Below are 25,701 nucleotides of genomic sequence, written 5' to 3'. Positions count from 1 at the left end.
CACGGTGCCGTACGGCGCTTACGGTCCCCTTCTCGGCGTCTTAAGGACCATGGCAGGCTGAGATCATGCGGATCATTCGCGCGGCCAGAGTGCTCACCGGACGTCCGGGAGAGGTGATCGCTGAAGGAGAGGTCCTCATCGACGGGGCGACGATCGTCTCGGTCGGGCCGCGCGGCAGCGCGGGCGAGGGCGGCGAGGTCGTCGAGCTGCCCGGCCACACGGTGCTGCCCGGTCTGGTCGACGCGCACGTGCACCTGGGGTTCGACGCCGCGGTCGACCCGGTGACGCGGCGGAGCGCCGAGAGCGACCAGCATCTGCTGCTGCGGATGGCGGAGAACGCGCGCAAGCTCGTGTCCGCCGGCGTCACCACCGCCCGCGACCTCGGCGGGCGTGACTTCCTCGACCTGGCGCTACGGGACGCGATCGAGGAGGGGCTGGCCGTCGGCCCGCACATCGTGGCCGCCACCAGGCCCATCACGATCACCGGCGGCCACTGCTGGTACATGGGCGGCGAGGCCGACGACGAGGTCGCCATCCGCCGCGTGGCCAGGGAGAACCTGCGGGCCGGCGCCGACTGCCTCAAGGTGATGGCCTCGGGCGGCCAGATGACGCCGAGTGCGCCCCCGAGCTGGGTGCCTCAATACACCACCGAGCAGCTCAGAGTGGTCGTGGAGGAGGCCGGCGCATGCGGCAAGGGCGTCGCCGCGCACGCCCACGCCCACGCGGCGATCCGCAGCGCGCTCGAAGCCGGGGTCACCACGATCGAGCACTGTTCGTTCTTCACCTCCTCGGGCCATCGCTACGACTCCAAGCTCGCCGACCTGGTCGCGGCCGGCGGCACGTACGTCTGCCCGACCCTGCACGGCGTGTTCTGGCGCTCGCGCGAGGTGTTCGGCGCCGAGATGCTCGACGACTGGCTGAGCGGCATCGTGGCCATGCGGGAGGCGGGCGTGCGGCTCATCGCGGGGACCGACGCCGGGTTCGTCTCCAGCGGCGTGGCCAACCGTGCCGACGGATTCGTCGCGAGCCTGGAGGTGTTCGCGGAGGCCGGGTTCGGCAACGCGGAGATCATCGAGCTGGCCACCGTGCGGGCCGCCGACGCCTGCGGGGTGGGGGAGGCCGCCGGCAGCCTGGAGGCGGGCAAGCGGGCCGACCTGATCGCGGTCGCGGGCGACCCGCTCACCTGCCTGTCCGACCTGCGCAACCTCGCGCTCGTCCTGGTCTCGGGCCGATCGGTGAGCCAGGCGGGCGTGGACACGGTGACGTCGTCCGCAGGCTGAGGGAGCGGCCCCCCGGATCCTCGCGGGCGGCTAGGCTCCTCGCATGGACTTGAAAGATCGCGTACGCGAGCTGCGCCTCCAGGGCCGCTCCCCGAAGGAGATCGCCCGCGCTCTCAAGGTCGCGCCGTCGGTCGTCGCGCCGCTCGTGCGGGCCATCGCCGCCGAGACCGCACCCACGGGCGACCCCGAGGTGGTCGGGTGCTGGATCAACACCGGCTGGAGCGACGGCCTCGACGTCGACCCCGCGCGCGGCTGGGTGGACGAGGCCCCCGGGTCGGGCGTGGACGGCATGGTGTGCGTGCTCGTGGCCCGGCGGCACACGTGGGACCGGATGACGGTCTGCGGCTACCTCGCCGACGTCTACTGCCTGGGCGTGAAGAACGCCATCGGGCCCGACGTGCTCGACGACCTCGAGTTGCGGCGCTTTCGCGAATACTTCTTCGGCGAGTACGCGGGATGGCAGGAGGCGCCGATCGACCTGGCCAGGCACCTCGTGCTCGGGTCGATCGGCTACGCCCGCACGCTCGGGTTCGAGCCCGACGAGGAGTTCGAGCCCGTGGCCGGCGCCCTGGGGGCGTGGGAGGAGAAGTCCGCGATCACGTTCGGGCGCGACGGCAGGCCCTTCTACATGCAGGGGCCGCACGACGACGCCGCCAAGGTGCTGCGGATTCTGCGACGCACGCTGTCCGACGACGAGTTCGACCACGTCACCGTGGCCCCGTGACGGCCGCCCGCCCCGAGAGGGCGCGATGACCTGAGTTCTTCCGGGTGTGGCTCTTCCTGCGGTCACGAGGTCTCCGGGAGCCGGAAACGGTGGGGAAACGCCTGCTGCCCTAGACATGAGGCCGGCGTCGCGCGAGACCCGGCTCGGCGAGTTCCGGGCCTGCGGCCGGCGCCTTGCAGGCGTTTCCAGCAAGGAAGGATCACCAGGATGAATCGCACGATGGCCTTCGGCGTTGCCGGGCTGGCCTGCGCGATGATGACGCTGGGCAGTGTGCAGCCCGCCACCGCCGAGGCCAAGCACCGATACGGGGACGTGCAGAAGGCGCTGACCGCCCTGGCGAAGAACTCCGGGATCGTCGGGGCGGTCGGAGGGCTCTACGTCGACGGCAAGAAGGTCGACGGAGGTACGACCGGCTCCAGGCTCCTGGGTGGCAAGGGCGGGAAGATTCCCGAGAACGCCCGCTACCGCATCGGATCCCAGGGCAAGTACATGACGGCCCTCGTGGCACTGCAACTGGTCGAGGAGGGCAAGCTCGGCCTGGACGACAAGCTCAGCGAAGTGCTGCCGATCGTGGCCGAGCAGGACCTGGTGGAACTGGCCGGCGAGATCACCGTCCGGCACCTTGTCCAGCAGACCTCCGGCATCCCCAATGGCCACCTCGACATCTTCGACTTCACGACCTACTACTCGCCGGCCGATCTGGTGAAGAAGACCCGCGACCTGCCCCGGACGGGGGAGCCGGGCGAGAAGTACCACTACTCCAACACCAACTTCATCCTCCTCGGAATGATCATCGAGGAGATCACCGGCAACCCCTCGACCGAGGAGTTCGAGCGGCGGATCTTCGTCCCGCTCAAGATGACCCGCACCTACGGGACCACCAAGCCCCCAGAAGGCATCAAGGGCCCGCACGGGCACGGTTACGCTCGTGATGGCGAGGGCAAGCTCCGCGACATGGACCGGCTCAACGCGAGCTACGGCGCGGGCACCGGCGGAGTGGTGTCCACCGCGCGTGACATGAGCAGGTTCTTCAGCGCGTTCGAGAAGGACAAGCTGTTGCCGGACGACCTGCAGCAGGTCTGGGAGGGAACGCCGCCGGGCAAGCCGGAAGGGCCGCCTCCCGCCGAGCGCATATGCGGGAACAAGCCGCCGATGCGGGTTGTCGGAGGCGCAGCGGCGGGTTTCAACGCGATGACCTTCAGCACGTACGACGGCCGCGTACAGTTCGCCGTCTCCACCACGCTGAGCACTGATCCCCATGCCCCCAACGCGATCATCCAGCAGGCGGCCGAAGCGGTGCTCTGCCCGAAGCAATAACCACCGCTCCGCGTTCACGCCCTCGGAAGGGCAGGTGGACGGTCGGGCGGCTTCCGGCGTACGCTCGCCGCACTTTCGATCAAGGGAGTGAGCATGGCGCAGTCACGGGAGCACACCTTCTCCGGCACCAGGGACCGCATCACCGCCCGCGTCTGGCCGAATGAGCGGCCGCGCTATGTCGCCGTGCTGGTCCACGGTTACGGTGAGCACATCGGCCGCTACGAGTACGTGGCCGACCGGCTCGTCCGGCACGGCGCCGCCGTCTACGGGCCCGACCACATGGGCCACGGCAGATCCGAGGGCGACCGCGTGCTCATCGAGGACTTCGAGGACGTGGCCACCGACGTGCGCACCGTCGAGGAGCGCGGCAGGGCCGACCACCCGGACGTGCCCGTCGTGGTGATCGGCCACTCGATGGGCGGCCTGATCGCGGCCCGCTACGCCCAGCGCCACGGAGCCGGGCTGGCCGCGCTCGTCCTGTCGGGGCCGGTGATCGGCAGCTGGGCGATCGTCCCGGAACTGCTGGCCTACGAGGAGCCGCCGGACACCCCGATCGACCCGGACACCCTCTCCCGCGACCTGCCGGTGGGCGCCGCGTACGCCGCCGACCCGCTGGTGTGGCACGGCCCCTTCAAGCGCGCCACCCTGGAGGCGTTCGCGACGACGCTGGCCACGATCGCCGAGAGCGGCACGCTCGGATCGTTGCCGACGTTGTGGGTGCACGGGGAGGCGGACGAGCTCGTCCCGATCGCCGGCAGCCGCCCCGGCGTCGAGGCCGTGCGTGGCACCGACCTGACGGAGCGCATCTACCCGGAAGCCCGGCACGAGGTGTTCAACGAGACCAACAAGGACGAGGTGCTGGACGACGTCACGGCCTTCATCGACCGCGCCCTGACCCGGACGTAACCCTCCAGCCTCGGACCCGAACCTTGGGCCTCGGACCAGGACCTCCGGCCCCGGACCGACCCCGGATCCTAACTACGGCGTCGGTCCGGGTCCCGAACCTTCGGCCCGGACGCGGACCTTCGGACTCGGTCCCGGCTTCGGCGTCGGAAGTGGGGAGATCTCCCCGCCAGGCGGGAGCGGAGTCAGCCCACGGGCAGCCAGACGTGCCCCGAGCCCCGCGTACGGGTCAGCTCGACCTTCCAGCATCCCGGCTTGGGGAACACGAACCCGGTGCCCCACTCCTGGCCGGGCCGTCGCCAGCTGGATCCGCTGTGCTCCTCGGGCCCCCAGACGAGCGTGGCGGCGGCGCCGTCGGGCAGCGTGGCCCTGACATGCAGCGGCCCCTCACCGGTCATCCGCCACACGATCTTGATCTCGTCGCCATGGTGGAGCGGGGTCTCCTTCACGAAGAGCAGCCCCCACAGCTCCGCGTCCCGAGCCGTCCCCTGGACCTCGGGGAACCCCCCGCCCGCCGGCGCCACGGCGTCCGCACACCCGCCGCTCCGCCCGGGACCCGGGGTCGCGCTCGTGACGCCGGTCGCGATGACGCTCGGGGTCACGCTCACAGCGCCGCTCGGGCTCGGGCTCGCGACGCCGGTCGGCACGCCGCCCGCGGTCGGGCTCGCGACGCCGCTCGGGGCGGAGCCCGAAGCCGGCGCCACGCTCGAACATCCGGCCAGGACGGCCGCCGCCAGGACGGCCGCCCCGCATGTCAGCCACCTCACCATCGAACCTCCTCACCCTGTCTACTTCCGATCGGGACGGAAGGTTGCGATGAGTTTCCCGCCGCGGCCGGGTCTTCCTGTCCGAGGAGGCGATGATGGGCGAGCAGAATCGGGCACTGGCCGCCGGTGTGGCGCTGCTGGAGCGGGCGATCGAGTACGCCGTGGGGAGCCTGCGGGCCGTCACGCCGGAGGCGCTCTGCCGCGGCACACCCTGTTCGGGCTGGAGCCTGCAGCGGCTGCTCGACCACGTCGACGACTCGCTGCGGAGCCTGAACGAGGCGGCGGCGTCCCGCTCCGTCGAGCTCTGCGGGGCCGCCGCTCCCCGGCCGGCCGCCGCCAACCCGGCCCTGCTCCTCAGGGACGACGCGACCGAGGTGCTCGGCCTCTGGACGGCCCTGCTCGCCGACGAGCCCGTCTCCATCGGCGGATGGCAGGTGTCGAGCCCGATGGTGGCCGCGGTCGGCGCGATCGAGATCGCCGTGCACGGCTGGGACGTGGCCAGGGCGTGCGGGGAGCTCCACCCGATCCCGCCCGCAATGGCCGGGGAACTGCTGGACCTGGCCCAGGTATTCGTCACGCCCGCGGACCGCCCGGACAGGTTCGCCGCGCGCATGGTCGTTCGGCGCCAGGCGCCCGCGCAGGATCACCTGCTGGCCTTCCTGGGCCGCGACCCGGACTGGCGTGCACACCTCTGAGACATGACCCTGGTCATGGAAATGCAGGCGCGGCGTGTTTTCGTCCATAAACAGGAGTGGACGATGTCGAGCTCAAGCCGTATTTCAGCGGTGTCGACATGGCGCGGCTCAAGCGGCACATGGTCATGCTGCTCTGCTCCGTCCTCGGCGGCCCTGAGGTGTACGAAGGCCACGACCTGGGCGACGCCCACCGGGGCATGGGCATCACGGGCGAGCACTACGAGAAGGTCGGCCGCATCCTGGTCACCGTGCTCCGGGAGGACTTCGGCGCCGACGACGGCCTCGTGGAGCACGTCGCGACGGGATGACCGAGGCGGCGGAGGAGTCGTCGGCCACGTCGCCGCCATGGTGGGAGGGCGAGATCATCCTCCACGACGTGCGCGCCCCCGGCATCGCGGTCATCCGCACCCGCCTGAACTACCAGTATCCCTTCCGCCCCGGGCAGTCCGCTTCCGTCTCGACCGCGCTGCGTCCCAAACTCTGGCGCTACTACTCCATCGCCAACGCGCCGCGCCGCGACAACACCATCGACCTGCACGTACGCGTCGTCGACGGCGGCACGGTCAGCGCGGCCCTCGTGCACGGCGCGCAGCGCGGCGACATCCTGAAGATCAGCGCACCGGTGGGCGACCGGCTGACGCTCGACCAGAACTCGGCCAGGGAACTCCTCCTCATCGCGGGCGGCACGGGCCTGGCCCCCCTCAAAGCGCTCGTGGAGCAGGTGGCCTACGAAGGCCCGCCCCGTGCGGTCCGCCTCTTCGTCGGCGCCAGAACCTCCCGCGAGCTGTACGACACCGAGGCCCTCTCCAAGCTGGAGGCCGGCAACCCCTGGCTGCGCGTGGTGCCCGTCGTGTCCCGCGACGCCTTCTACCGGGGTGAGCACGGCTACGCGGTGGACATCGCGCTGAAGGCCTGGCGCGACCAGGACGTCTTCGTCTGCGGCTCGGAGGAGATGGTCCAAGGCTCCGTCGCCCGGCTCCTGGACGCCGGGGTGCCGCCCGAGCAAATCCGCTTCGACGAGTTCACCACTGCTGGAGGTAGGGAGCCGTGACCGGAGACATGCCGTGGGGGGAGCGCCCATCGAACGACCGCCAGCGACTCACACCGGAAAGAGTGCGGAACAAAGCCTTCTCCCGTACCAAACTCGGGCACCGCGGCTACAGCGAGGACGAGGTGCGGACCTTCCTGTACCGCATGGCCGACGACATGGCGGCCGGCGACATGGAGAAGGCCGACCTGCGCGCCGAGGTGGAACGGCTGAAGAACTGGTACAAGGACCGGGGCACCGACGTCACCGCCCCGAATGCGAACCAGCAGGCCAGGCTCAGCGTCGACGCGTCAACCTCCTTTCCCGCGCCCAGCAGACGGCCGACGCTCAGATCGCCGAGGCGGAGGACTACGCCCGCCGGCTGGTGGCCCAGGCAAGGCAGCAGTACGAGCAGGTGTTGCAGGAGGCGCAGCACCGGGCGGAGGAGGCCGCCAACCAGGCGGTCAACGTCTACCGTTCGAGCGGCGGACACCAGTCGGCCGAGGCCGAGGAGCTGGAACGGCGGATCGCCTATCTGCGCACCTTCGCGGAGGTCACGCAGGTCCAGTTGCGGGCGGTGCTCGAAGGGCTGACGAACGAGGTGAACAAGCTCGGCAACCTTCCGGATGCCGGGCAGCACACCGCCTACTCCTCGTTGGGGCGCGACTGACACGAGCCGTGCGTCCGTGACAGGGCCGCCCGGCGCGACCGGGCCCCTCACGTGCCCGCCTGATCGGGCGGGGTCCATCGGGAGCGTCGCGGGTGCCACCCGAGGTAATCGAGCGCGCCCATCCCACTAAAACCACACAAAACGCCGTACGATCGTGCTGTACAGAGCAGTCATCCGGACATGACTCTCCGCGAACCCCCAACGATCCATCCGATACGGTGGGAAGATCGTAAGTGGCCACCGGTCACCACCGGACCATCACACGGGGCATTCCGTGTCATAGGGGGCGGATAGCCGTCCGGCCCGGTCGGCGGGGCGACACAGCGGATCGCCACGGCCAGGGCCGAGCAACGTGGTGGCGACGACCGTTCTTCGTGCGGCCGTCGCCACCACCCGACCCGGCGGCCGAGCGTCAGGGGCCCTCGTGCAACGTGGCCAGCACCTGCTCGCCGTATTTGGCCAGTTTGTTCTCGCCCACGCCGTTGACCTGGCTCAGCTCCGCCAGTGAGGACGGCGATCGGGTGGCGATCTCGCGCAGCGTCGCGTCGTGGAAGATCACGTAGGCGGGCACCCCCTGCTCCTTGGCGGCGGCGGCCCGCCAGGCGCGCAGGCGTTCGAAGACCGGCGCGGCCTCCTCGGGCAGCTCGGCCGCGGCCTGGGCCTTCGCCGACGCGGTCTTGGCGCGGGCCGGGCGTAGCGTGTCGCGCCGCAGCGGCACCTCGCGCCGGCCCCGCAGCACCGCCGCGCTGCCGTCGGTGAGCACCAGCGCGCCGTGGTTGGGCTCCACCGCCAGCAGCCCCTGGGCCAGCAGTTGCCGCACGACCCCGTGCCACTCCGCGTTGCCCAGGTCGGCCCCCACCCCGAACACCGTCAGCGTCTCGTGGCCGTGCTGGAGCACCTTGGCGGTCTGCTTGCCGAGCAGGATGTCGACCGTCTGCCCCACGCCGAACTTCTGGCGGCGCTCCTTGTCGAGCCGCCACACGGTGGAGAGCACCTTCTGGGCCGCGGTCGTGCCGTCCCACGACTCGGGAGGCGTCTGGCAGGTGTCGCAGTTGCCGCAGGGCTCCGAGCTCTTCTGGCCGAAGTAGTCGAGCAACATCATCCGCCGGCAGCCCACGGTCTCGCAGAGCGCGAGCATGGCGTCGAGGTGGTGCACCTGGCGGCGGCGGTGTGCTTCGTCACCCTCCATGGCCATCCGCCGGTGTTGCACCACATCCTGCAGGCCGTAGGCCATCCACGCGGTGGCGGGCAGCCCGTCACGGCCGGCCCGCCCGGTCTCCTGGTAGTAGCCCTCCACCGACTTGGGCAGGTCTAGGTGGGCGACGAAGCGCACGTCGGGCTTGTCGATGCCCATGCCGAACGCGATCGTGGCCACCACGATCAGCCCGTCCTCGCGCAGGAAGCGGGCCTGGTGGGCGGCGCGCGTGCGGGCGTCGAGACCCGCGTGGTAGGGCACCGCGGCGATGCCGTTGGCGGCCAGGAACTCGGCGATCTTCTCGACCGAGGAGCGCGACAGGCAGTAGACGATGCCCGAATCGCCCGGGTGCTCGGTGCGCAGGAAGTCGAGCAGCTGCCGCTTGGGCTCGCTCTTGGGGGCGATGCGGTAGTGGATGTTGGGCCGGTCGAAGCCGGCGACGAAGTGGCCGGCCTCGTCGAGGCCGAGCCTGGCGGAGATCTCGGTGCGGGTGGCCGGGGTGGCGGTGGCGGTCAGGGCGATGCGCGGCACGTCGGGCCAGGACTCCCGCAGCTTGGACAGCTCGAGGTAGTCGGGGCGGAAGTCGTGGCCCCACTGCGCCACGCAGTGGGCCTCGTCGATGGCGAACATCGAGATGTCACCCTTGGCCAGCAGTCGCAGTGTGGCATCGACGCGCAGCCGCTCGGGGGCGAGGTAGAGCAGGTCGAGCTCGCCCGCCAGGAACTCCGACTCCACCAGCCGGCGCTCGTCGAAATCCTGCGTCGAGTTGAGGAACCCCGCCCGCACGCCGAGCGCCCGCAGCGCGTCGACCTGGTCCTGCATCAGAGCGATGAGGGGCGAGACGACCACCCCCACACCGCGTCGCACCAGGGCGGGGATCTGATAGCACAGTGACTTGCCGCCGCCGGTGGGCATGAGGACGAGCGCGTCGCCGCCGGCCACGACGTGATCGATGATCTCTTGCTGACCCGCCCTGAACGAGTCGTAGCCGAACACGCGGTGCAGGACCTCGAGGGGTGTATCCATGCGGCTACCTTACGTGTTCGGGGGACGGCTTTTCGTGAGTTCGCCGACGGCGATCGGGCGATCAGGCGGGTGCCCCGCCGGCACGCTCCGACCGATCGTAGGCCACCAGGGAGAGGGCGCCGAGCGCGCAGGCTGCCGCCACCGCCGCCATGACCGCCGGATACCCGGCGAACTGGGCGATACCGGCCGCCAGCAGCGGCGCGACGGCCTTGGCCACGGTGACGGGGAGCGCGAGCGCGCCGTTCAGCGACGCGTACGCGGCCGTCCCGTACCTGTCGGCCAGGAGCGCCGGTCGCGCGATCGTCCCCACCCCGAACCCCAGCCCGAACAGCACCACGGCCGCCACGGCGCCGGCCGCGCTCCGCCCCCACAGCGGCAGCAACACCGCGGCCATCCCCTGCAGCCCGAACATCGCCGCCGTGATCAGCGCGACCGGCCAGCGCGCCTGCAACCCGGTGGTGACCAGGCGGCCGGTCACCGAGAGCACCCCGAGCAGGCCCGCCACGCCCGCGGCGAACACCGGCGGGTGGCCGAGCACGATGAGGTACGTGACCAGCAGCATCCCCATGACCGCCACCGCGCCGGTCTGGGTCAGGAACGCGGACACCAGCAGCCAGAACGGACGCTCGCGCAGGGCGGTCCCGACGATCTCGCGCCGGTCCACGTGGACGGGCGCACCCCGGCCGCGCACCGCCAGACCGTGCAGCGGCACCGCGACCAGGGCATATCCGGCGGCCAGGACGACCAGCGCCCGCCGCCACCCGTACAGCTCGACCAGCAGCCCTGTCAGCGGCAGGAAGATGCTCGACGCGAACCCCGCCACCACGGTCACCGCCAGCAGCGCCCGCGCGCGCCGCGCGGCGTCGAACCAGGCCACGATCACCGCGAAGGCCGCCTCGTACAACACCATCGCCGAGGCCACGCCGAGCACCCCGCACGCCAGGTAGAGCTGGGCCACGGAGCGCACCTGCGACCAGGCCAGCAGCGCCAGGGCGCCCAGCGCGGACCCCGCCGTCATCAGCGCGCGCCCGCCGTGCCGGTCCAGCCAGTGCCCGACGGCCGGCGCCACCACTCCGGACACCAGCACCGCCAGCGTGATCGCTCCGGTGAGCTGCGCGACGCCGGCGTGGAGGTCCCGCGACATCGGCGGAATGAAGACCGAGAACGCGTAATAAAGCACGCCGTATCCAGCGGTCTGGGTGATCGCGAGTGCCCCGATCAGTCGTACGGAAGGCGTCGGTTGAGCGATCACGCGATTACTGTGCCCGCTCATCTGACGGCAACTCGTGATTAAGGTCACGTCGCGGGAATTGCATTGTCCTATATGCGTGAACGGCTAATAGCGTTGTGTCATGGGACATTCTTATGTGGTAACCGGTGGCGGACGCGGTATCGGCAAGGCCGTGGTCGAACGGCTGCTCGGCGAGCGGAACACCGTGGTCGCCGTCGAGCGCGACCCCGATGCCCTGTCCTGGGCGGGCCCTCGGGTGATCCCTGTGATCGGTGACGCGGCGGACGAGGAGGTCGCAGCCTGGGCCGCCGACCTGGCCCAGGAGTCGGGCACGCTGAGCGGCTGGGTGAACAACGCCGCCGTGTTCAGGGACGCCTCGGTGCACTCCGATCCGATCGCCGAGGTCAGAGCATTGATCGCGGCCAACCTGGACCTGGCCGTGGTCGGCTGCGCCACCGCCGTACGCCATTTCCTCGGGGCCTGTACGCCGGGCGCCATCGTCAACGTCACCTCGCACCAGGCCACCAGGGCGGTGCCCGGCAGCCTCCCGTACGCGACCGCGAAGGCCGCCACGGAGGGGCTGACCAGGTCGCTGGCGGTGGAGTACGGCAGGCGCGGCATCAGGGTCAACGCCGTGGCGCCCGGCACGGTGGCCACGGAACGGCACGAGGCGTTCATGGCCGCCCAGGACCCGGAGGACGCGGCGGCCGTCGAAGAGCAGCTGGCCACGCTCCATCCCCTGGGCCGTGTGGCGACGCCCGCCGAGGTGGCCTCCGTCGTGGCCCACCTCCTGTCGGACGACGCCTCCTTCGTCAACGGGGCCACGATCCCGGTGGACGGCGGACGCACCGTTCTCGGGCTCGATCCGGAGGCACGGGAGTGAGCTCCCCCCGGGAGGCACGGGAGCTCGCCCCGGAGGTACGGGGAGCTCGACCCGGAGGCACCGGAATGAGAACGCCCTGTCGGCAAAGGAGCGGCATGTCCGCTCCCACGGCGGGTAAGAGGTGGTCACCGGTGTGAGGTGATCGCGATGAGTCTCTCCCCAAGGGAGCGCCGCATCCTCGCCGAGATCGAGGGTGCCCTTGAGCAGGAGGACCCCGAGCTGGCCAGGCGCGTCGCCGAGATCAACAAGGCCGGGTGGGCGCGGGACGCCCGTCCTGGGACGCACGGCGTGCGCAGGCGGGCGCCCCGCGCCTGGATGATCTACCTCGCCGCCGCCCTGGTGATCGTGTCACTGCTGGTCGCCGTGTTGGCCACCTGATCGGCGGCGCAACACCAGCAGGTCGACGGCGGCGGTGACGGCCACGGCGGCGGCGATCACGGCCTCCCAGCGCCAGACCTCCTCGCCCGTGCTCATGGCGCGGACGAGGAAGAACACCCCCGCCACGACGGCGATCACGAGCGCCACCCACGACAGGATCCGCCGGGCTCGCAGCGGGCTTCGCGCGGTCACCGGCTCCGTTCCTGAGCGGTCGCGCAACCACATGACCAGGTCTCCTCTCAGAAGCTCGAAGGGTTCAGGCCAGGCACCTCAGCGCCGCGACGACGCGCGGGTCGACCCCGCCGGAGGCGGGCAGCCGGCCCACCGTGGCCTCGACGAACTGCGCGGGCGTCAACGTCGCGCCGATCCCGTCCACGGACACCCGGATCTGCTCGGCCGTCTGCTCGACCTGAACCTCGGGGCGTCCGGGCTCGAACTGCTCCGCCAGCACGAACCGCCCCACGGCGACCCGCCACGATGTCCTGCCCTCGGCCTCGTCGGCGGACACGGGGGCGCCGACGTCGTCGGCGTGGGTGGCGTACTCGGAGTCGTAGTGGAAGGCCTGCAGGCCGCTGGGGTAGGGGCCGGCCATCGTGTCGAGCGGGGCGTCGGGGCCGAGCTCCCGCATACGCCGGCGCGTCTCGCCGTTCTTGACCCGCCACTCCTCCAGGACCTCTCCGACGGGCAGGTCCCGGCGCCGTCGCACGGACCACTCGTTGAAGTCGTTGTAGCCGCCCACCCCTTCCGCGGACAGGCGGGCCAGCAGGTCCTCGACGGTCCCGTCGAGGCAGGCGTGGTTGTACAGCTCCTCGCCCGCCAGGTGGCCCAGCACGTCGCGGACGGACCAGCCATCGCAGCGCGAGGGACCCGACCAGCCGGCCTCGTCGAGCCCCGAGAAGAACCGGTCGAGCCGGGCCGCCTCGGCGTCGAAGATGTCGAACGGGTCGTAATCCTTGAGCAGGTCGTCGGCCATACCGGGACGCTACCCGTCAGCTGCCGGCTTTCACCGCCATGGAGCCGAGGGCCGTCTTGACACGGGCGTATTCGTCGGCGCAGGAGGGCGCCCGCTCGGCGGGGACCCAGCCGCCCTGGGCGATCTCGGCGTGCTTGCCGGGGTCGGAGCCGTACAGCAGGCAGGCGAACGTGGCCGACTGGGTCAGGCCCGAGAGGTGGTCGATGCCGGTGTGCCCGGCCAGCAGGTGGCGGGCCTCGGCGGCGGACACCACGCGTTTGGGGGCGTCGGCCGCGAGCGTGAGCGCCGCGAACTGGTCGGCCTGGCCTTCGTTGTCCCGCATGCCGTTGAGCGTGGTCAGGGCGTGGCCGAGCTGGTGGTGGAAGAGCATGCTCAGCGCGCCGTCCATGCGGGCGGCCGCGGCTTCGGAGCCGACCTCCTCGGTCTCCGCGATGCCCTTCATCGTCGTACGCACCTTGTCGACCAGCTGGTAGCAGATCGTGATGCGGCGCTCGCCGTGATCCCAGATGGCCTCGGGCGAGCCGCAGTCCTTGGCGACGACCTTGACGGGCTGGGGGACCCGGATCTTGGTCTTCAGCGCCCCGCTGTCCTTCAGGAGCTTCCTGGCCTGTTCGGCGCGCGGCGAACCTGCGGAGTCGTAACGTACGGACACTTCGGACGAAGGGGCCGTCCCGAGCGTGCTCGTCATGCTCAGGACGAGGGCGATCACGGGATGCGGCATTCGCGGCTCCTTCGAGGTCGATCAACGCAATGGGGTAGTCCATGCGGCGTTCGCGTGATCGATAAACCTCGGATTGTGAACCAATCGGGAAAGCCGGAGGCCCGGCCCCCTTCAGGGGACCGGGCCTTCGGTGGATGAACTACCGGCGCCAGCTGTAGACCCGCACGTAGTCCGTGCGGCTCGTGGTGGGCTGGAGCTCGCGGTCACCGCGGTAGACGGCCTTGAAGCTGCCGCTGCGGTAGGCGCGCGTCTTGCCGTAGAACTTGCCGCCCCGCCCGGTCCTGGCGGAGTCGACCCACTTCCAGGCGCTGGAGCCGCTGGCGCGGTGGTAGATGCTGACCCGCTCGCCGCGGACGCCCTCCCACCGGTGGTCATCGACCTGGAGGCGGCCGGAGAAGTAGATCGACCGGCCCTTGCGCACCTTGTACGGGGACGCGGAGAACCGGGAGATCCGGGTGTCGGCCCGACCCTTGCGGACGTCCACGTAGAAGTACGCGGAGTCGGTGGCGATCCGCCTGCCGTCCTCGTTGTAGGCGACGGCCGTGGCCTTCCACTTGCCCTCGGGGTCGTTCTTGTTGAAGGCGATGGCGTAGCGCCAGCCCTCGAGGTCGTCGACGCCCTTGGTGCGCATGGTGCGGAACCTGGAGCTCGCCGGCTCCACGCTGAGCACGACCTTCTCGACGTCGCGGCTGGCGCCGACGTCGAAGTAGGCCTTGGTCTCGGAGTTGCCCTTGACCACGACGGGGTTGGGCGAGATGTCGCGGATCCTAAGCTCGGTGTCGAGGGTGGTGGCCGAAGCCACACCCGCGCCCGACACGAGCATGGTGCCGCCGGCTACGGCGGAAATGATGCCTGCTGCGATCTTCTTCATGAGGGTGCTGATTCCTCTCCCCGTATTGACTTCAGAGCCGGCCCGGGGCGCCGGCTCCCTCTACTACTTTGAGGCGCTGGATCGGGAAAAGGTTGGCTCAAGTTCTGAGAAAAAAATTGATCACGCTTTAACCTGGGCTTATGCCGAAAAAAAGACTGTTTGGGTGACTTGAGCCACTACAGTCTGGCTCATGACCGACGTCTACACCCTGGGCGAGCCGCTGGGCGTCGTCTCCAGCGGCCGCGTGCGCCACGAGAGCGAGGCCAGGCTGGACGTCTGCGGGCCCGAGTTCACCCTGGCGATCGCCCTGGCCCGGCTCGGGCACCGGTCCGCGTACCTCGGCAAGGTGGGTGACGACGAGCTGGGCGCCAGGGCGCTCACCGTGCTCAAGGGTGAGGGCGTGGACGTGCTGGACATGCGCGTGTCCGAAGGGCTGCGCACGGGGCTGATCCTCAGGGAGGCGCGCGTCGGCCGGGAGCCGAGGGCGGCGCAGTACCGCGCCGGCTCGGCGGGCTCGCGGCTGGCGCCGGGCAACGTGCCCATCGACCGGATCGCCGCGGCCAAGATGCTGCACGTCACCGGCCTGACCGCCGGCCTCGGCAGGGACGCGCTGGAAGCCGTGCGGGTCTCCGTGAACGCCGCCAGGAACGCCGACGTGATGATCTCCTTCGCCGTCGAGTACGTCCCGGAACTGTGGGCGTCCGTGCGCGAGGCCGAGGACGTGCTCGGCGAGCTGGCCTGCCGCTCCCACCTGCTCTTCCTCCGCCAGGACGAGCTCGACCTGGTCAAGCCCGCGCTCACCCCCGAGCGCGAGGTCGTGGTGGACCGCGGGGCGAAGGGCGCGAGCGTACGGGCCGACCGCATGCGGTACGACGTGCCCGGCTGGCAGGTGCCCGTCGTGGACACGTCCGGGGCGGGGGAGACCTTCGCCGCCGGTTACATCAGCGCCGCGCTCGACGGCCTCATCCCCCAGGAACGCCTGCACCGCGGGGCGCTGCTGAGCGCCGCCGCGGTGACCAGCGCGAGCGACTGGCAGGGGCTGCCCAGCAGGTCCGACCTCACCTGACGGGCAGCCGTTTTCAGGGATCGATGTCCAGGGTGAAGGTCGAGGTCGTGTTCTTGACGTCCTGGGCGTTGCCGGAGAACCGCAGGCCGTGGAACGTGGCCGACCCGACCGCCGGGCCCTGGCCGGGTTCGGGCAGCTCGTTCACCCAGATGCCGAAGCCCGACTTGGCGTCGAAGGCGTCGCCGCTCTTCTTCGCCCCGCTGATGGACACGTTCGTGAAGACCGTGTCCTCGATCGGGTTGAGCGGTGTGGGCCCCTGGTAGCCGGTCTGGAACATGATCCCGCTGTACGTCGGGTCCACGATGTCCAGGTTGCTGATGCGGATGCCCTGGAACTTCTTGGACGCGGAGAACAGCCACATCGCCGGGAACGTCTGCTGCCCCCAGAAGTGCCCGCCGGCCCTGACCAGCGAGATGTTCTCGAAGACCGTGGGCGGGTCGGCCCCGAACCCGTGCATCGGGATGCCGAAGTCCAGCGAGCTGATGGTGACGCCGGAGTACACCAGCGTGTCGGCCACGTAGATGTTCCTGAACGTGTTGTCGTAGCCGCCGTAGACGGCCACGCCCGCGGCCCGCCAGGTGAGCAGCGAGGTCAGGTTCTCGTAGACGTTCCCGTGCTGCTCGCCCGCGTTGTTGTCGATCGCGGAGAACAGCGCGAAGCTGTCGTCCCCCGTGGACCTGGTCTCGACGTTGGTGACGTGGTTGCCGGTGCTGCCGTTGGTCATGTTCAGGCCGTCGGCGAACACGTTGCGGATGCGCGAGTTCCTGATCGCCATGTCGTCGGTGTTGGAGCCCCAGTACATGCAGATCTGGTGCTCGACCCAGATGTTGTCGATCGTCATGTTCGCCACGTTCGTGAAGTCGAACACCTTGCCGGGGCCGTCGATGCGCGAGGTGTAGTTGCCGAAGTAGGCGAAGTTCGCGAACGTCGTGCCGTTGGCGGTGGCGTCGGCCCGGAAGCCGATGTCGGTGTTGGACTGCCCTGAGGGCGCATGGAACCTGGTGAACCACGGGCCGGCGCCGACGACCTTGACCGCCTTGCCGTACACCTGAAACTTGCCGGCGGTCCGGTAGTCGCCCGCGGGCAGGTAGACGCCGGTCAGGCCGGCGTCCATGCGGGCCTTGTCCAGCGCGTTCTGCACGTCCTGGTGGGAGAACCCGGCCGGCACGGCGTACGTGTCCGGGTCGGGGTTGGCGACCGGGGCCACCCGTTCGAGGTCCACGAAGTCGATCGTGTACGTGGAGCCGTTGGCCGCGTCCTTCTGCAGCCTGATCGTGCTGCCCGCCGGCACGGTGGTGTCGAGCATCAGGTTCGCCTCGTCGTAGATGTGCCTGGGCGGGCCCGAGCCGGGATCGTTGCCGGGACTGGCTTCGGGGCCGTAGAGCCAGGCGTAGCGGGAGGTCAGGTCGATGGCCTTGTGGAAGGTCCCGTCGACGTAGACGTTGAGCCTGGAGTCGATGCCGCCGCCGCCCGGGGCGTCGGGGATGGAGAAGCGGGTGACGAGGGTGTTGGCCGGCGCCTTGGTGGTGAACTCGACGTAGGCGCCGGTCCTGTCCAGCGTCACCGCGCGCCGCCCTGACGCCTCACCGGCGGTCGTGCCGATCTCCCTGCTCGGGCCGACGCGGGTGGCGCCGCCGCCGAGCACGGCGTCCTCGGCCTCATAGGTGTCGTACGGCATGTTCGCGCCGCGGCCCACGAACAGCGGCAGCGTGCTGGTGTTGTTGTCGCGCCGGACCGGCAGTTCCTCCGGGTCGGCGGCGAGCACGGTCTTGACGGTGTACGTGCCGTCCGCCGCGGTCCAGGTGCCGAGGGTGACCGGGGCGGTGGTGGCGCCGGGGGCGATCGCGCCGGTCGCGGAGCCGGACAGCGTCCTGACGACGTCGCCGGAGTCGTCGGCGACGGTGAGCGTGACGCCGTGGGAGCCGCCGCTGGAGGCGACCGTGCCCTGGTTCTTGATCGCCACGGTGAACGTCACGGTGGTGCCAGCGGCGGGGTTGCCCGGCGTCCAGGAGACGGGGGAGGCGACCAGGTCGGCCGTGTCGGCGGGCTTCACGGTCAGCGTGCCGGTAGTGGCGTTGTTGGCCTCGTTCTGCTCGGGGACCTCGCCGTCCTCGTCCACCCTGGCGGAGAGCTCGTGGGTGCCGGCCGTACGCGTCCCGATGTCCGCGGACACGGTGGCCGACGCCCCCGCGGCCAGCGCGGCCACGTCGGCGCTGCCGGCCTTGTCGTCGCCCACGTAGAAGGTCACCGTGGTCGCGGCGGAGCGTTCTGTGCCGGCGTTCCTGACCGTGGCCGAGAGCGTGACGTCGTCGGTCTCGACCGGCGACGCGGGCGAGGAGGTGAGGCCCGACACGGTCAGGTCGGGGTTGGGCGCGGGCGTGCCGAAGATCTGGATCTCGGCGATCTGGCCGCCGGGCGCGCCGGAGTTGGCGGTGATCCTGAGCCGGACGTCGGCGGCCCTGCCGCTCAAGGGGCCGCTCAAGGGGCCGGTCAAGGGGCCGGTCAAGGGGCCGCTCAAGGGGCCGGTCACCGGGATGGTGACCGCGTTGCCGGTGGCCGGGTCGAAGGTGTAGGTGGCCTGGGAGACGAGGCTGGTGAAGCCGGTGGCGCCCTGCTCGCGACCGAGGACCTGGATGGTCTGAGTGCGCCTGGCCCAGGCCTGGGCGGGGTTGAGCTTGAGCGTGATGGCGCTCAGGTCGGTGTCGGCGCCGAGCCGCACGGTGAGCGTCCCGGGGTGCGCGGCGGCCTCCCAGTACGTGCTCACGTCGTCGTCGTTGGCGTTCGCGGCGACGTAGGTGTGGGTGTGGGAAGAGCCCTCGACGGGCTTTCCGAGGGCCAGGTTGGCGCCGTCGCCGGGGCCGCCGGGCTCGTCGGGGCGACCGCCCCAGATCTCGAACTCGGACAGTTGCCCGGCAGGCCAGCCGGTGTTGGCGGTGAACCGCAGCCGCACGTGGCGGGTTCTGGCCTCGGTGAGGCTGATCGTCGCGGTGGGCTCGAAGGTGTACGTGGCCGAGCCGGCGAGCGTGGTGAAGGCAGTGCCGTCGGTGCTGCCCTGGACGGTCAGCGTCTGGGTGCGGCGGGGCCAGCCGGCGGGCAGCTTGAGCACCAGTTCGCTGACGTCGGCGGCGGCGCCGAGGTCGACCTGGAGCCACTGCGGGAAGGCGTGGTTGGCCGACTCCCAGTAGGTGGCCTGGTCGCCGTCGGTCGCGTTGGCGGCGCGGTAGACGTCGGCGTGGCTGCTGGCGGTGGCGGTCTTCCCGGCGGCGAGGTCGGTGTCGGCCGCGGCGTGCGCGGGGGCGGCGAGGAGTCCGATGAGTAACGTGAGGGCGGCGATGAGTGCCTGCATGGGGGCCCTTCGGGTCAGGCGGATGGCCGAACCATAGGATGCCGAGCAGATAGCCGCAATATTCCGATGATATTTCGCAAGGATCTGACTGTCTTTGGTGGTGGCTTGCCGTCTCTCTTCGCTGGTCAGGGCAGGGCGCGGTGGCCGGGGGCCGCTGCGCACGTGATGCAAGCGACGGCGCTGGATTCACGTAAGCCATCGCAAGCATTTGCGCTTCAGGCCGTATAGTTTGCGCATGACACGACGACTCGCAGAGGTGGCCAGGAAGGTCGGGGTGAGCGAGGCGACCGTGAGCCGCGTGCTCAACGGCAAGCCGGGGGTGTCCGACGCGACCCGAGAGGCGGTGCTCACCGCCCTCGACGTCCTCGGCTACGAACGCCCCACCCAGCTGCGCGGCGACCGGGCCCGGCTGGTCGGCCTGGTGCTCCCCGAGTTGCAGAACCCGATCTTCCCCGCCTTCGCCGAAGTGGTCGGCGGCGCCCTGGCCCAGCAGGGCTTCACCTCGGTGTTGTGCACGCGCACGGTCGGCGGCGTCTCCGAGGCCGACTACGTCGACCTGCTGCTCCAGCAGCAGGTCAGCGGCGTGGTCTTCGCCGGCGGGCTCTACGCCCAGGCCGACGCCGCGCACGGGCACTACGAGCTGCTGCACGAGCGCAAGCTGCCCACCGTGCTGGTGAACGCGGCCGTGGCACGGCTCGACTTCCCCCAGGTGTCCTGCGACGACGTGGTGGCCGCCGAGGTGGCCGTCGCCCACCTGCGCGCGCTCGGCCACGAGCGGATCGGCATGGTGCTCGGGCCGAAGGACCACATGCCGTCGCGGCGCAAGCTGGAGACGTTCCTGTCGGAGGGCTGCGACCCCGAGCTGGTAGAGCACACGATGTTCTCGCTGGAGGGCGGGCACGCGGCCGCGGCCAGGCTGGTCGGGCGCGGCGTCACCGGCGTTGTCTGCGCCAGCGACCTGCTCGCGCTCGGCACCGTCAGGGCGGCCCGCCGCGCCGGGCTCGCCGTGCCCGCGGACGTCTCCGTCATCGGCTTCGACGACTCCGCGCTGATGAACTGCACCGACCCGCCGCTGACGACGGTCCGCCAGCCGATCGACGCCATGGGCAGGGCCGCGGTGGACCTGCTGGTCGCGCAGATCGACAAGGCGGTCGTGGCCGCGGACGAGCTGCTGTTCGAGCCCGAGCTGGTGGTCAGGGCCTCCACGGCCCGCGCCCCGGCGGAGGCGCGGGCGGCCCGCCGTTGACGCGAGACCGCTCGTGACATAGTCGTTATCTTGCAATAGGCCGTCAAATTATTGCGGGAATCGGTTGGCGATCCTATGGTGTGGGCACCTCGCATCAGAAGGGTCAGACCATGCAGAGATCCACGGGACTCCTGCTCGTAACCGTGCTCGGGCTCGCGGCCACGGCTTGCGGCTCGGGCGAGCCCGCCTCCCCTTCCGCCGGCGGCGCCGAGGCCGTGACGATCACGGTGGCCTGCCAGCCCGCCAAGTCCGCGCCGAAGGAGCGGCAGGCCTGGGATGACGACGTGGCCACGTTCATGAAGAATCATCCCGGAGTGACGGTCAAGAGCACGGACCAGCAGCCGTGCTTCGACCCCAAGACGTTCGGCCCCAAGATGGCGGGCGGCCAGATGGAGACCGTTTTCGTGGTGCCCGTGACCAACTACGCCGACGTCATCGGCAAGGGCCAGGCGCTCGACATCACCCCGTACACCGGCACGATCAAGAACTGGAACGACCTGCGCCCCGACGTGCGCGAGCTGGTCACCAAGGACGGCAAGGTGTACGGCGTGCCGAACGTCCACTACGGCGTCGGCCTCGTCTACAACCGCGCCCTGTTCACCAAGGCGGGGCTGGACCCGAACAGCCCGCCCACGACGTGGGCCGAGGTCCGCGAGGCGGCCAAGAAGATCGCCGCCCTCGGCCAGGGCTACGTCGGCTACGGCGAATACTCCGGCGGCAACACCGGAGGCTGGCACTTCACCCAGGCGATCTACGGCCGCGGCGGCAGCATCCTGACCCCCGACAACACGAAGGCCGCCTTCAACTCTCCCGAGGGCAGGGCCGCACTGCAGACCCTGCACGACATGCGCTGGGTGGACAACAGCATGGGCAACAAGCTCCTGGTCGGCTGGGAGTCGCTGATGATGGCGATGGGCAGCGGCAAGGTCGGCATGATGCTCGGCGCGCCCGACGTGGTCACCGACGTGGTCAACAAGTTCAAGGGCAACGTCGCCGACTACGGCATCACCGGCTTCCCCGAGGCCAAGGCGTCGCTCAGCGGCGGCGAAGCGTTCATGATCAACCCGAAGGCCACTCCCGAGGAGGCCAAGGCGGGCCTGGCGTGGCTCGACTTCCGCTTCAACACCGTCGGCAAGGGCCGCTTCGACTTCGCCCGCGGCAAGACCCTCGGCAACCCGGTCGGCGTGCCGGACAACGACGTCTACGGCGACTCGCCCACCGGCAAGGCGATCCAGGCCGACCGCGTGCGGAACGCCTCGCTGCCGGTCGAGAACTACGAGCCGTACGTGCAGGCCGCAGCAACGATCCCGCCGAAGCCCGAGCCGGTGCACGCGCAGGAGCTGTACGCCATCCTCGACGTGCCCATGTCGGGCGTGCTGAGCCGCAGGGACGCCGGCATCGACCAGCTCCTCGCCGACGCCGAGACCAAGGCGAACTCCCTGCTGGCCGCCAAGGGCTGACCCTATGGGAATCTTGAGGCGCAATCTGACGGCCTACGGGTTCCTGTGCGCGGCGCTGGCCTGCTTCACGGTGTTCGCCTGGTATCCGATGGTCAGGGAGTTCGTGCTGAGCTTCCAGAAGACCGACCTGATCAACCCGCCCGAATGGGTGGGGCTGGACAACTTCACGGCAGCCGTCCAGGACCCCGCCTTCGGCGAGGCCTGGCTGAACACCGTGGAGTTCACGCTCCTCGCGCTGCTGTGCGGCTATGCCGTGCCGTTCGTCGTCGCGCTCGTGCTGAACGAGCTGCGCCACGCCCGGGCCTACCTGCGGTTCGTCGTCTACCTGCCGGTCATGTTGCCACCCATCGTCGCGGTGCTGCTGTTCCGGTGGTTCTACGACCCTGGGCCCGGGCTGTTCAACCAGATCCTCGGCGCCGTCGGCCTGCCGCCGCTGGCCTGGCTCGACAGCTCGTCAACGGCGCTGATCTCGCTGGTGCTCGTCTCGACGTGGATGAACATGGGCAGCGCGACGCTGATCTATCTCGCCGCGCTGCAGAACATCCAGCCCGAGCTGTACGAGGCCGCCGAGCTCGACGGGGCCGGCATTTTCCAGCGCATCAGGCACGTCACCATCCCGCAGACCCGGCTGATCCTCCTCCTCATGCTGATGTTGCAGATCGTGGCCACCATGCAGGTCTTCATCGAGCCGTACATGCTCACCGGCGGGGGGCCGGAGAACGCCACGGTCTCGGTGGCGTACCTGATGTACCAGTTCGCCTTCTCGCAGATGAACTACGGCCAGGCGGGCGCGCTCGGCATGATGCTCATGCTGGCCCTCCTCGTCTTCGCGGCCTTCCAGCTCCGGACGACCAGGGAGGAGCAGGCATGATCTCCGCCACGGACGTCCGGCCGGCCACGCGGCGCAGGGCGGGGAAGGCTCGCGCGCCGAAACCGATTCGCGTGCAGTTCCGCACGATCATCTCGCCGCACCAGCTCAACAGCAGGTGGGGGCGGCGGGTCTACTGGCTGGTGCTGGCCGCGGTCATCGTGCTGTTCACGCTCGCCTTCGTCTTCCCGCTCTACTGGATGATCACCGGCGCCATGAAGACGCCGGAGGAGATCGCCGAGATGCCGCCGTCGCTCTTCCCCTCCCACCCGACGACCGACGCGTTCGCCGAGGCGTGGGACCTGTTCGACATCGGCACGCTGCTGGCCAACACCGTCTACTACGCGCTGGGCGCGTGGTTGTTCTCCATGGCGGTGGACGTCACGGCCGCGTACGCGCTGTCGAAGCTGCGGCCGATGTTCGGCAACGTGATCCTCGGCGCCATGCTGGCCACGCTGATGATCCCGCCGATGGTGATCCTCATCCCGCTCTACGTCACGATCGTGGACCTGGGACTGCTCAACAACCCGTGGGGCCTGTGGTTCCCCGCGGCGGCCAACGGCTTCAACATCTTCCTGCTCAAACGGTTCTTCGACTCCATTCCCCGCGAGCTGATCGAGGCGGCGCAGATCGACGGCGCAGGCCCCGTGCGGGTGTTGTGGTCGGTCGTGCTGCCGGTCTCCAGGCCGATCCTCGGCGTGGTGTCCATCTTCACGATCGTCACCGCGTTCAAGGATTTCGTCCTGCCGCTGCTGGTCATGACCGACAGCGACAAGATGACCATCAGCGTGGGCCTGTCGCAGACGGCAGGAGCGGTGACGCAGAACCACGTCATGGGGGGCCTGGTCATCGCCGGCATCCCCATGATCATCGTTTTCTTCGTCTTCCAACGGCACATCATGGCGGGACTCACCGCCGGAAGCATCAAGGGATGAGCGCATGTCGCAAACGTGGTGGCGGGGGGCCGCGATCTACCAGGTCTACCTGCGTAGCTTCGCCGACGGCAACGGCGACGGCGTGGGTGACCTCGCCGGCCTGCGCGCCCGCCTGCCGTACCTGAAGGACCTGGGGATCGACGCCGTCTGGCTGAACCCGTGGTATCCGTCACCGATGGCCGACGGAGGCTACGACGTGGCCGACTACCGGGACATCGAGCCGGTATTCGGCACGCTCGGCGAGGCGGAGCGGTTCATCGCCGAGGTGCACGAGCTGGACATCAAGGTCATCATCGACGTGGTGCCGAACCACAGCTCGACGGAGAGCGCCTGGTTCCAGGAGGCGCTGGCGAACCCGGCGGCCAGGGAGCGGTTCTGGTTCAGCGACGAGCCCGTGAACGACTGGCAGTCCATCTTCGGCGGCTCCGCCTGGACCCAGGTGCCCGGCGGGCAGTGGTATCTGCACCTGTTCGCCCCCGAGCAACCCGACTTCAACTGGGCCAGCCCGGAGGTGCACCGGGAGTTCGAGGACGTGCTGCGGTTCTGGTTCGAGCGCGGTGTCGACGGTTTCCGCATCGACTCGGCGGCCCTGCTGTACAAGTCGGACACCGGCTACGAGGACCTCGACGAGGTCCACGACGTCTACCGCCGGTGGCGCGAGGTCGCCGACGAGTACGGCGAGCGTGTCCTGATCGGCGAGGTCTGGCTGCCCGACCAGGAGCGGTTCGCCCGCTACCTGCGCCCCGACGAGCTGCACACGGCCTTCAACTTCGACTTCCTGTCCTGCCCGTGGGATCCCGCCGACCTGCGCCGGGTCATCGACCTGACGCTGGCCACCCACACCCCGATCGGCGCCCCGCCCACGTGGGTGCTGTCCAACCACGACGTGACCAGGCCCGTCACCCGCTACGGCCGCGCCGACACCACGTTCGAGCACGGCGGGCGCCTGCACGGCGCCCCGTCGGACCCGGAGCTGGGCCACCGGCGGGCGCGGGCGGCCGCCCTGCTGTCGATGGCGCTGCCCGGCTCTGTCTACGTCTACCAGGGCGATGAGCTGGGCCTGCCGGAGGTGGAGAACCTCCCGGACGAGCTCCGCCAGGACCCGATGTACGCCAGGTCGGGCGGCGCGAACCCGGGCCGCGACGGTTGCCGGGTGCCGCTGCCCTGGTCGGGCGACGAGCCGCCGTACGGCTTCGGGACCGGCGCGCCCTGGCTGCCGCAGCCGGAGAGCTGGCGCAAGCTCACCGCCGAGGCCCAGCGCACGGATCTGGGGTCGATGCTCAACCTCTACAGGACGGCCCTGGCCATCCGCCGCGACCGGCTGGGCGACGGCACCATGACCTGGCTTCCGCTGGGGGAGAACGTGCTGGCCTTCACCCGCGAGTCGGGCCTGACCTGCGTCACCAACCTGGGCCCCGGCCCGGTGCCGATGCCCGCCGGCGAGGTCGTCCTGGCCAGCGGCCCGCTGGAGGACGGCGCCCTGCCCTCGGACACCACGGTCTGGCTGAGTGCCGGCTGACGGCCACGAGGACTAGCATCGGCTGATGGCCCGCCTGCGCAGAACGCCCCCGCACGACCTGGCACCGCCCGCCCGCGCCCTCTACGAGAAGATCACCGCCGGCCCGCGCGGCCCGTTCATGGTGGATCCCGAGGGCGGGCTGACGGGCCCGTTCAACGCGATGCTGCTCAGCCCGCCGGTCGGCGACGCGCTGCAGGAGCTCGGGGCGGCCGTCCGCTACCGATCGACGCTCACCGACCGGGCGCGGGAGCTGGCGATCCTGGTCGTGGCCGGCCACCACGACAGCGCGTTCGAGCGGGCCGCCCACGAGCCGATCGCCCGCGACCTGGGCTTCACCGGCGACCAGCTCCAGGCGCTGCGCGACGGCTCGCCCCTGTCGCTGCCCGAGGACGAGCAGGCGATCCTCGACGTGGCCAGGGCTCTGGTGGCCCGGGGCGACCTCGACGACGACGAGTACACGAGGCTGGGGGAGCGTGAGCTGTTCGAGCTGACCACCCTGGTCGGCTACTACGCGACGCTGGCGCTCCAACTCCGCGTCTTCCGGCTGTAGCCGCGACGACGCCGATCACCGACCTGCCGAGGTCACCGCGAGATCGCCGG

General features: G+C 70.4%; 26 protein-coding genes and 1 pseudogene. 19 read left to right on the top strand and 8 right to left on the bottom strand.

The window, feature by feature from the left end; all coding sequences use genetic code 11:
* Nucleotides 1-65 precede the first annotated feature (65 nt).
* The 4 genes from E1294_RS04250 (at nucleotide 66) to E1294_RS04235 (ending at nucleotide 4,227) form a co-directional block, all read left to right on the top strand.
* Nucleotides 66-1,280, top strand: a complete 1,215-nt coding sequence (locus E1294_RS04250; protein WP_132504659.1) for an amidohydrolase family protein — start codon at nucleotides 66-68, stop codon at nucleotides 1,278-1,280.
* Between the two features lie 43 nt (nucleotides 1,281-1,323).
* The gene (locus tag E1294_RS04245; RefSeq protein WP_246082806.1) at nucleotides 1,324-2,004 is read left to right on the top strand and encodes a helix-turn-helix domain-containing protein; all 681 of its coding nucleotides are present in this window, start codon (nucleotides 1,324-1,326) and stop codon (nucleotides 2,002-2,004) included.
* A 207-nt stretch (nucleotides 2,005-2,211) separates the two neighbouring features.
* Nucleotides 2,212-3,321, top strand: a complete 1,110-nt coding sequence (locus E1294_RS04240) for a serine hydrolase domain-containing protein (RefSeq protein ID WP_132504657.1) — start codon at nucleotides 2,212-2,214, stop codon at nucleotides 3,319-3,321.
* Nucleotides 3,322-3,414: 93 nt separating this feature from the next.
* Complete coding sequence (locus tag E1294_RS04235; protein ID WP_132504655.1) at nucleotides 3,415-4,227, top strand: alpha/beta hydrolase; 813 nt, start codon at nucleotides 3,415-3,417, stop codon at nucleotides 4,225-4,227.
* Nucleotides 4,228-4,409: 182 nt separating this feature from the next.
* Here E1294_RS04235 and E1294_RS04230 read toward each other — a convergent pair whose 3' ends face one another.
* Nucleotides 4,410-4,994 (bottom strand): hypothetical protein, encoded by a 585-nt coding sequence (locus E1294_RS04230; protein WP_132504653.1) that lies wholly within the window; start codon nucleotides 4,992-4,994, stop codon nucleotides 4,410-4,412.
* Nucleotides 4,995-5,086: 92 nt separating this feature from the next.
* On the opposite strand from E1294_RS04230, the gene E1294_RS04225 reads away from it, so the two are divergent.
* The 5 genes and pseudogenes from E1294_RS04225 to E1294_RS55420 all read left to right on the top strand — a co-directional run bounded on the left by E1294_RS04225 (nucleotide 5,087) and on the right by E1294_RS55420 (nucleotide 7,383).
* On the top strand, nucleotides 5,087-5,686 hold the full coding sequence (locus E1294_RS04225; protein ID WP_165977075.1) for a TIGR03086 family metal-binding protein: 600 nt from the start codon (nucleotides 5,087-5,089) through the stop codon (nucleotides 5,684-5,686).
* A gap of 56 nt (nucleotides 5,687-5,742) precedes the next feature.
* Complete coding sequence (locus E1294_RS04220) at nucleotides 5,743-5,994, top strand: group I truncated hemoglobin (protein ID WP_132504649.1); 252 nt, start codon at nucleotides 5,743-5,745, stop codon at nucleotides 5,992-5,994.
* Complete coding sequence (locus E1294_RS04215; protein ID WP_132504647.1) at nucleotides 5,991-6,737, top strand: FAD-binding oxidoreductase; 747 nt, start codon at nucleotides 5,991-5,993, stop codon at nucleotides 6,735-6,737. The genes E1294_RS04220 and E1294_RS04215 overlap by 4 nt, the downstream gene beginning before the upstream one ends.
* A gap of 8 nt (nucleotides 6,738-6,745) precedes the next feature.
* Nucleotides 6,746-6,883 (top strand): annotated as a pseudogene (locus tag E1294_RS57925) (DivIVA domain-containing protein); the annotation flags it as partial.
* 215 nt (nucleotides 6,884-7,098) lie between these two features.
* Entirely contained in the window at nucleotides 7,099-7,383 is a 285-nt protein-coding gene (locus E1294_RS55420; protein WP_246082805.1) for a hypothetical protein, read from the top strand.
* A 412-nt stretch (nucleotides 7,384-7,795) separates the two neighbouring features.
* Here E1294_RS55420 and recQ read toward each other — a convergent pair whose 3' ends face one another.
* Nucleotides 7,796-9,604, bottom strand: a complete 1,809-nt coding sequence (gene recQ / locus E1294_RS04205; protein ID WP_132504643.1) for a DNA helicase RecQ — start codon at nucleotides 9,602-9,604, stop codon at nucleotides 7,796-7,798.
* A gap of 61 nt (nucleotides 9,605-9,665) precedes the next feature.
* Nucleotides 9,666-10,856 (bottom strand): MFS transporter, encoded by a 1,191-nt coding sequence (locus tag E1294_RS04200; RefSeq protein WP_246082804.1) that lies wholly within the window; start codon nucleotides 10,854-10,856, stop codon nucleotides 9,666-9,668.
* 100 nt (nucleotides 10,857-10,956) lie between these two features.
* On the opposite strand from E1294_RS04200, the gene E1294_RS04195 reads away from it, so the two are divergent.
* Nucleotides 10,957-11,718 (top strand): SDR family NAD(P)-dependent oxidoreductase, encoded by a 762-nt coding sequence (locus tag E1294_RS04195; protein WP_132504641.1) that lies wholly within the window; start codon nucleotides 10,957-10,959, stop codon nucleotides 11,716-11,718.
* Nucleotides 11,719-11,865: 147 nt separating this feature from the next.
* Nucleotides 11,866-12,096 (top strand): DUF3040 domain-containing protein, encoded by a 231-nt coding sequence (locus E1294_RS04190; RefSeq protein ID WP_132504639.1) that lies wholly within the window; start codon nucleotides 11,866-11,868, stop codon nucleotides 12,094-12,096.
* Here the strand turns inward: E1294_RS04190 and E1294_RS04185 are convergent.
* From E1294_RS04185 to E1294_RS04170, 4 genes are all read right to left on the bottom strand, one after another.
* Entirely contained in the window at nucleotides 12,067-12,321 is a 255-nt protein-coding gene (locus tag E1294_RS04185) for a DUF6343 family protein (protein ID WP_132504637.1), read from the bottom strand. The genes E1294_RS04190 and E1294_RS04185 overlap by 30 nt on opposite strands.
* Before the next feature lie 31 nt (nucleotides 12,322-12,352).
* Nucleotides 12,353-13,069 carry a maleylpyruvate isomerase N-terminal domain-containing protein gene (locus E1294_RS04180; protein WP_132504635.1) on the bottom strand — a complete coding sequence of 239 codons (717 nt, stop codon included), beginning with the start codon at nucleotides 13,067-13,069 and terminating at the stop codon, nucleotides 12,353-12,355.
* Nucleotides 13,070-13,085: 16 nt separating this feature from the next.
* Complete coding sequence (locus E1294_RS04175) at nucleotides 13,086-13,790, bottom strand: DUF4344 domain-containing metallopeptidase (protein WP_132504633.1); 705 nt, start codon at nucleotides 13,788-13,790, stop codon at nucleotides 13,086-13,088.
* A gap of 139 nt (nucleotides 13,791-13,929) precedes the next feature.
* Nucleotides 13,930-14,661 (bottom strand): hypothetical protein, encoded by a 732-nt coding sequence (locus E1294_RS04170; protein ID WP_132504631.1) that lies wholly within the window; start codon nucleotides 14,659-14,661, stop codon nucleotides 13,930-13,932.
* Between E1294_RS04170 and E1294_RS52390 the strand changes: the two genes are divergently transcribed.
* The gene (locus E1294_RS52390; RefSeq protein WP_165977073.1) at nucleotides 14,660-14,833 is read left to right on the top strand and encodes a hypothetical protein; all 174 of its coding nucleotides are present in this window, start codon (nucleotides 14,660-14,662) and stop codon (nucleotides 14,831-14,833) included. The genes E1294_RS04170 and E1294_RS52390 overlap by 2 nt on opposite strands.
* An 18-nt stretch (nucleotides 14,834-14,851) precedes the next feature.
* The gene (locus E1294_RS04165) at nucleotides 14,852-15,727 is read left to right on the top strand and encodes a sugar kinase (RefSeq protein WP_132504629.1); all 876 of its coding nucleotides are present in this window, start codon (nucleotides 14,852-14,854) and stop codon (nucleotides 15,725-15,727) included.
* Between the two features lie 13 nt (nucleotides 15,728-15,740).
* Here E1294_RS04165 and E1294_RS04160 read toward each other — a convergent pair whose 3' ends face one another.
* Nucleotides 15,741-19,073: a CARDB domain-containing protein gene (locus E1294_RS04160; RefSeq protein WP_132504627.1), complete on the bottom strand. Its 3,333-nt coding sequence runs from the start codon at nucleotides 19,071-19,073 to the stop codon at nucleotides 15,741-15,743.
* Nucleotides 19,074-19,308: 235 nt separating this feature from the next.
* Between E1294_RS04160 and E1294_RS04155 the strand changes: the two genes are divergently transcribed.
* The 6 genes from E1294_RS04155 to E1294_RS04130 all read left to right on the top strand — a co-directional run bounded on the left by E1294_RS04155 (nucleotide 19,309) and on the right by E1294_RS04130 (nucleotide 25,651).
* Nucleotides 19,309-20,319 carry a LacI family DNA-binding transcriptional regulator gene (locus E1294_RS04155; protein WP_132504625.1) on the top strand — a complete coding sequence of 337 codons (1,011 nt, stop codon included), beginning with the start codon at nucleotides 19,309-19,311 and terminating at the stop codon, nucleotides 20,317-20,319.
* A 110-nt stretch (nucleotides 20,320-20,429) separates the two neighbouring features.
* Nucleotides 20,430-21,779, top strand: a complete 1,350-nt coding sequence (locus tag E1294_RS04150; RefSeq protein ID WP_246082803.1) for an ABC transporter substrate-binding protein — start codon at nucleotides 20,430-20,432, stop codon at nucleotides 21,777-21,779.
* 4 nt (nucleotides 21,780-21,783) lie between these two features.
* The gene (locus E1294_RS04145; protein ID WP_132504621.1) at nucleotides 21,784-22,650 is read left to right on the top strand and encodes a carbohydrate ABC transporter permease; all 867 of its coding nucleotides are present in this window, start codon (nucleotides 21,784-21,786) and stop codon (nucleotides 22,648-22,650) included.
* A complete protein-coding gene (locus E1294_RS04140; RefSeq protein WP_246082802.1) occupies nucleotides 22,647-23,582 on the top strand; it encodes a carbohydrate ABC transporter permease in 936 nt (311 codons plus the stop codon). Before E1294_RS04145 ends, E1294_RS04140 begins: the two co-directional genes overlap by 4 nt.
* A 4-nt stretch (nucleotides 23,583-23,586) precedes the next feature.
* Complete coding sequence (locus tag E1294_RS04135) at nucleotides 23,587-25,101, top strand: glycoside hydrolase family 13 protein (protein ID WP_132504619.1); 1,515 nt, start codon at nucleotides 23,587-23,589, stop codon at nucleotides 25,099-25,101.
* Between the two features lie 25 nt (nucleotides 25,102-25,126).
* Nucleotides 25,127-25,651, top strand: a complete 525-nt coding sequence (locus tag E1294_RS04130) for a carboxymuconolactone decarboxylase family protein (protein ID WP_132504617.1) — start codon at nucleotides 25,127-25,129, stop codon at nucleotides 25,649-25,651.
* Nucleotides 25,652-25,701 lie beyond the last annotated feature (50 nt).

Source organism: Nonomuraea diastatica, from assembly GCF_004349015.1.
GTDB classification, from domain to species: Bacteria; Actinomycetota; Actinomycetes; order Streptosporangiales; family Streptosporangiaceae; genus Nonomuraea; species Nonomuraea diastatica.
Note: the sequence above shows the minus strand (reverse complement) of the source record. Positions and strands in the feature narration are given on the sequence as shown.

Excerpts from the sequence above, each read along its gene's own strand:
- E1294_RS04250 (WP_132504659.1), top strand. The coding sequence starts at position 66 with ATGCGGATCATTCGCGCGGCCAGAGTGCTCACCGGACGTCCGGGAGAG.
- E1294_RS04245 (WP_246082806.1), top strand. The coding sequence starts at position 1,324 with ATGGACTTGAAAGATCGCGTACGCGAGCTGCGCCTCCAGGGCCGCTCC.
- E1294_RS04240 (WP_132504657.1), top strand. The coding sequence starts at position 2,212 with ATGAATCGCACGATGGCCTTCGGCGTTGCCGGGCTGGCCTGCGCGATG.
- E1294_RS04235 (WP_132504655.1), top strand. The coding sequence starts at position 3,415 with ATGGCGCAGTCACGGGAGCACACCTTCTCCGGCACCAGGGACCGCATC.
- E1294_RS04230 (WP_132504653.1), bottom strand. The coding sequence starts at position 4,994 with ATGGTGAGGTGGCTGACATGCGGGGCGGCCGTCCTGGCGGCGGCCGTC.
- E1294_RS04225 (WP_165977075.1), top strand. The coding sequence starts at position 5,087 with ATGGGCGAGCAGAATCGGGCACTGGCCGCCGGTGTGGCGCTGCTGGAG.
- E1294_RS04215 (WP_132504647.1), top strand. The coding sequence starts at position 5,991 with ATGACCGAGGCGGCGGAGGAGTCGTCGGCCACGTCGCCGCCATGGTGG.
- recQ (WP_132504643.1), bottom strand. The coding sequence starts at position 9,604 with ATGGATACACCCCTCGAGGTCCTGCACCGCGTGTTCGGCTACGACTCG.
- E1294_RS04195 (WP_132504641.1), top strand. The coding sequence starts at position 10,957 with ATGGGACATTCTTATGTGGTAACCGGTGGCGGACGCGGTATCGGCAAG.
- E1294_RS04190 (WP_132504639.1), top strand. The coding sequence starts at position 11,866 with ATGAGTCTCTCCCCAAGGGAGCGCCGCATCCTCGCCGAGATCGAGGGT.
- E1294_RS04185 (WP_132504637.1), bottom strand. The coding sequence starts at position 12,321 with ATGTGGTTGCGCGACCGCTCAGGAACGGAGCCGGTGACCGCGCGAAGC.
- E1294_RS04180 (WP_132504635.1), bottom strand. The coding sequence starts at position 13,069 with ATGGCCGACGACCTGCTCAAGGATTACGACCCGTTCGACATCTTCGAC.
- E1294_RS04175 (WP_132504633.1), bottom strand. The coding sequence starts at position 13,790 with ATGCCGCATCCCGTGATCGCCCTCGTCCTGAGCATGACGAGCACGCTC.
- E1294_RS52390 (WP_165977073.1), top strand. The coding sequence starts at position 14,660 with ATGAGGGTGCTGATTCCTCTCCCCGTATTGACTTCAGAGCCGGCCCGG.
- E1294_RS04170 (WP_132504631.1), bottom strand. The coding sequence starts at position 14,661 with ATGAAGAAGATCGCAGCAGGCATCATTTCCGCCGTAGCCGGCGGCACC.
- E1294_RS04165 (WP_132504629.1), top strand. The coding sequence starts at position 14,852 with ATGACCGACGTCTACACCCTGGGCGAGCCGCTGGGCGTCGTCTCCAGC.
- E1294_RS04160 (WP_132504627.1), bottom strand. The coding sequence starts at position 19,073 with ATGCAGGCACTCATCGCCGCCCTCACGTTACTCATCGGACTCCTCGCC.
- E1294_RS04155 (WP_132504625.1), top strand. The coding sequence starts at position 19,309 with ATGACACGACGACTCGCAGAGGTGGCCAGGAAGGTCGGGGTGAGCGAG.
- E1294_RS04150 (WP_246082803.1), top strand. The coding sequence starts at position 20,430 with ATGCAGAGATCCACGGGACTCCTGCTCGTAACCGTGCTCGGGCTCGCG.
- E1294_RS04145 (WP_132504621.1), top strand. The coding sequence starts at position 21,784 with ATGGGAATCTTGAGGCGCAATCTGACGGCCTACGGGTTCCTGTGCGCG.
- E1294_RS04140 (WP_246082802.1), top strand. The coding sequence starts at position 22,647 with ATGATCTCCGCCACGGACGTCCGGCCGGCCACGCGGCGCAGGGCGGGG.
- E1294_RS04135 (WP_132504619.1), top strand. The coding sequence starts at position 23,587 with ATGTCGCAAACGTGGTGGCGGGGGGCCGCGATCTACCAGGTCTACCTG.
- E1294_RS04130 (WP_132504617.1), top strand. The coding sequence starts at position 25,127 with ATGGCCCGCCTGCGCAGAACGCCCCCGCACGACCTGGCACCGCCCGCC.